We start from the raw sequence: 2,869 nt of genomic DNA on the forward strand, positions 1-2,869 counted from the left end.
GCCGGCCTCAACTACAAGTTCGGCACCTACTGAGAACCGAACCGGGACCTCAGCGTCCTCGACGGGGGGAGCCCGGCCGCAAGGCCGGGCTCTTCCTGTTCGGGCCCGGGAGAACGGCCGCGCGCGGCGGCGCGCCCGCCGGTCCGCCCGCGGGGGGATCGCGGCGGCGCATCCGCGGCCCGCTCTCCCGCGACGGCCCGCAGGCCGTCGGGCGTCGGGCGCCCGCTGCCGGAACCGCCGTCAGATGTCGAGACCGGCCTCGTCCGCGAACACGGCACGCTCGGAGATGAAGGCGAAGCGTGCCTCGGGCTTGTTGCCCATCAGGCGCTCGACCGTGTCGCCGGTCGCCGCCCGGGCCTCGTCCACCACCGCGACCCGCAGGAGCGTGCGCTTCCTCGGATCCATCGTGGTCTCCTTGAGCTGCCCGGGCATCATCTCGCCGAGGCCCTTGAAGCGCCCGATCTCGACCTTGCCGGACCTGAACACGGTCTTGAGCAGCTGGTCCTTGTGCTGGTCGTCGCGGGCGTAGGCGCTCTTGGCGCCCTGTGTCAGCCGGTAGAGCGGCGGCACCGCGAGGTAGAGGTGGCCCGTGTCGATCAGGCGCGGCATCTGCCGGTAGAAGAAGGTGATCAGCAGGGAGGCGATGTGGGCGCCGTCCACGTCGGCGTCCGTCATGATGATCACCTTCTCGTAGCGAAGGTCGTCGGCCTTGTAGTGCGGGCCGGTGCCGCAGCCGAGCGCCTGGGTCAGGTCCGAGAGGAGCTGGTTGGCGCCGAGCTTGTCGCGGCTCGCCGACGCCACGTTGAGGATCTTGCCGCGCAGGGGCAGGATGGCCTGGGTCGCGCGGTCGCGGGCCTGCTTGGCCGAGCCGCCGGCCGAGTCGCCCNGATGAAGATCTCGGAGCCCGCCGCCCCCGCCTTCGAGCAGTCGGCGAGCTTGCCCGGCAGGCGCAGCTTGCGGGTCGCGGTCTTGCGCGCGACCTCCTTCTCCTGGCGCCGGCGCAGCCGTTCCTCGGCCCGGTCGATGACCCAGTCGAGCAGCTTGTTGGCCTGGGCCGGGGAGGCGGCGAGCCAGTGGTCGAAGGCGTCGCGCATCGCCGCCTCGACGATGCGGGACGCCTCCAGCGTCGCCAGCTTGTCCTTGGTCTGGCCTTGGAACTCCGGCTCCCGGATGAACACCGAGAGCATCGCCGCGCAGGTCGCCATGACGTCGTCGGCGGTGACGGCCTGCATCCGCTTGACCTGCCCGACCCGCTCGGCGTGGTCGCGCAGGGCCCGCAGGAGCGCGACCCGCATCCCGCTCTCGTGCGTGCCGCCCTCGGGCGTCGGGATGGTGTTGCAGTAGGAGGAGGAGAAGCCGTCGTCGTTGGCGAGCCACGCCACCGCCCACTCGAGCGAGCCGTGGCTGCCGGGCTTCGTGATCTTGCCCGAGAACACCCCGTCGGCGACGAGCTCCTTGCCGTCGATCTCCCGCGCCAGGTAGTCCTTCAGGCCGGCCGGGAAGCGGTGCACCGCCTCAACCGGGACGTTCTCGACGCCCTCGAGCAGGGCGGGCGCGCAGCGCCAGCGGATCTCGACCCCGCCGAACAGGTAGGCCTTCGAGCGCGCCATCTTGAACAGGCGGCGCGGGTCGAGCCGGTGGGCGCCGAAGATCTCGGGGTCCGGATGGAACCGCACCTTGGTGCCGCGCCGGTTCTGCACCCGGCCGACGGTCTCGATCCCGCCCTGCGCGTGGCCGCGCGAGAAGCTCTGGCGGTAGAGGGTCTGGTTGCGGGCGACCTCGACCTCCAGGATGTCGGACAGGGCGTTGACCACCGAGATGCCGACGCCGTGCAGCCCGCCCGAGGTCTCGTAGACCTTCGAGTCGAACTTCCCGCCGGCATGCAGCGTGGTCATGATGACCTCGAGCGCCGACTTGCCGGGGAATTTCGGGTGCGGGTCGACCGGGATGCCGCGGCCGTTGTCGGTGACCGCGAGGCAGCCGCTCTCCTCGAATTCGACCTCGATGAAGCTCGCGTGCCCCGCCACCGCCTCGTCCATGGCGTTGTCGATCACCTCGGCGAAGAGGTGGTGGAGCGCCTTCTCGTCGGTCCCGCCGATATACATGCCGGGGCGGCGCCGGACCGGCTCCAGCCCCTCCAGCACCTCGATCGCCGAGGCGTCGTAGCCGGATTCCGGCGACGGCTCCTGCCCGGCCCTGGCCGGGACCGGCACCGCGACGGGCTTGGGGCGCCGGGACGCCTCGGTCGGCGGCGCGCCCGGGCCGAACAGGTCTCGTGCGGCCTCGCTCACGCGTCGGCCTCGCGATGGGGGAAGGGCTCTGGCAGCATTCGACGTCATCCTCTCCCTATACCGGAACAAATGCGGAACAGAAAGGGCCTTCCGGCGGATTCGGGGCGTGCGGGGCGGCGCCGGCGGATGGCGCTGCACGACCCGTACCAGAGTCATCGAGATGTAAACAAATCCCCTTAACAGCGTCTCGCCCGCCGCCCCCGCGTATCGGGAGCGCCGGAACCAAGCTTGGGTATATGCGTTTCCCGCGCACGCCGCCCGACGCCAGGAGCACGCCGCCGATGACCGCCGCCGCCCGCAACGCGCGCCACCTCTCGCTGATTCGCGCCGAGCGTGCGGCCGGACAGGCCTTCGGCTTCGCCGAGGAGGGCGCCCATGCCCTCGCGCGTTCGTTCGGCCGCCTCGCCGCGACGGCCACCGGGGCGGCCGTCGCGGCCGCCTTCGCGGCGACGCTCGCCTGGGCCTTCTGAGGGCCGCGCCACCGCCCCGCAGCCCTCGGGACGCGCGCTTCCGCACGGCCGCGCCCGGCGCCGGTCCGGCTCGAGCGCGCGGCGGGCTTCCCGGCGCCCCCCCGGGCC

The 2,869-nt window shown here is 72.4% G+C and carries 2 protein-coding genes and 1 pseudogene; 1 reads left to right on the forward strand and 2 read right to left on the reverse strand.

The genetic code is table 11. From position 1 onward, the window contains the following. Positions 1-240: 240 nt before the first annotated feature. A partial coding sequence (locus tag DT057_RS36640) for a toprim domain-containing protein (protein WP_244937362.1) occupies positions 241-886 on the reverse strand: 646 nt, incomplete at its 5' end. Position 887: 1 nt separating this feature from the next. Next, positions 888-2,291: pseudogene (locus DT057_RS05870) on the reverse strand (ATP-binding protein); the annotation flags it as partial. 281 nt (positions 2,292-2,572) lie between these two features. Here DT057_RS05870 and DT057_RS05875 point away from each other — a divergent pair. Further along, positions 2,573-2,761: a hypothetical protein gene (locus tag DT057_RS05875; protein ID WP_128561153.1), complete on the forward strand. Its 189-nt coding sequence runs from the start codon at positions 2,573-2,575 to the stop codon at positions 2,759-2,761. Positions 2,762-2,869 lie beyond the last annotated feature (108 nt).

Source organism: Methylobacterium crusticola (assembly GCF_003574465.1).
Lineage (GTDB): Bacteria > Pseudomonadota > Alphaproteobacteria > Rhizobiales > Beijerinckiaceae > Methylobacterium > Methylobacterium crusticola.

Excerpts from the sequence above, each read along its gene's own strand:
- DT057_RS05875 (WP_128561153.1), top strand. The coding sequence starts at position 2,573 with ATGACCGCCGCCGCCCGCAACGCGCGCCACCTCTCGCTGATTCGCGCC.